Raw genomic sequence first — 850 nt, forward strand, 5'->3', positions numbered from 1 at the left:
CGGGGTGCTGCGCGGCGGGGCCCGGGGCGGCCAGGGCGTCGCGGGCGGCCACGAGCCGTTCGCGCACGCGGCTGCGCAGCTCGCCGGTGGCGGCGCGCCCGAAGGTGACCACGAGCAGCTCCTCCACGCGGGCGCGGCCCTCCGCGAGGTGGCGCACGACGAGTCCGGCGACGGCGTGGGTCTTGCCGGTGCCGGCGCTGGCCTCCAGCACGGTGGTGCCGGTGGGCAGCTCGCCGGCGGGGTCGAAGGCGCTCACGCGTCCTCCCGGTGCCGCGCGGCCAGCAGCGGGCGCCACACGCGGCGGGCCAGCTCCGCGAAGCCGGCCGGGGTGCCCGGCGGGGCGCCCGGGGGCGGCGCCCAGCGCAGCAGGTCCTCCACGTCGACGGTGCCGCCCCACAGCAGCCGGTGCTCCTCCTCGGCGTCCTCGCGCGGCCACCCGGGGGTGGACCCCCACTCGCGGGCCGCGGCGGCGGCGCAGTTGTCCGCGGACATCCCGCGCGCGGCGGCCTGCGCCCAGGCCGCGCCGGTGGCCACCGGCAGCGGCAGCGGCAGGCGCAGGCCGGTGCGGCGCAGCGCCAGCAGGTCCGCCAGGGCGTGCCGGGCGGTCTCGGGGGGCACCGGGCCCAGGCGCACCACGGCGGTGCTGCCGCGCTCGCCGCGGCCGACGACGACGGCGGCGCGCGGGGCGCCCGGCTCGGCCAGGGTGAGGGCGAGCACCTCCACCCAGGCGCGCAGCTCCTGGCGGGCCTTCAGGCGCGAGTAGGTGACGGTGACGGCGGCCGCGCCGGGCCCGCCGCCCGCCGGGCGCACCCCGCGCACGGCGCCGCGCAGGCGGGTGCCGCCGTCCAGC

1 protein-coding gene and 1 pseudogene are annotated in these 850 nt (G+C 82.7%); both read right to left on the reverse strand.

Features of this window, described 5'->3' with window-relative positions; translation table 11 throughout:
* The coding region (locus tag GTR00_RS21885) for a UvrD-helicase domain-containing protein (protein WP_166613590.1) at positions 1 to 256 on the reverse strand (256 nt) is incomplete at its 3' end.
* Positions 253 to 850, reverse strand: a pseudogene (locus GTR00_RS21890) (exodeoxyribonuclease V subunit gamma); the annotation flags it as partial. The gene GTR00_RS21885 and the pseudogene GTR00_RS21890, both read right to left, overlap by 4 nt.

Origin of the sequence: Kineococcus indalonis, assembly GCF_009906395.1 — a bacterium.
GTDB classification, from domain to species: Bacteria; Actinomycetota; Actinomycetes; order Actinomycetales; family Kineococcaceae; genus Kineococcus; species Kineococcus indalonis.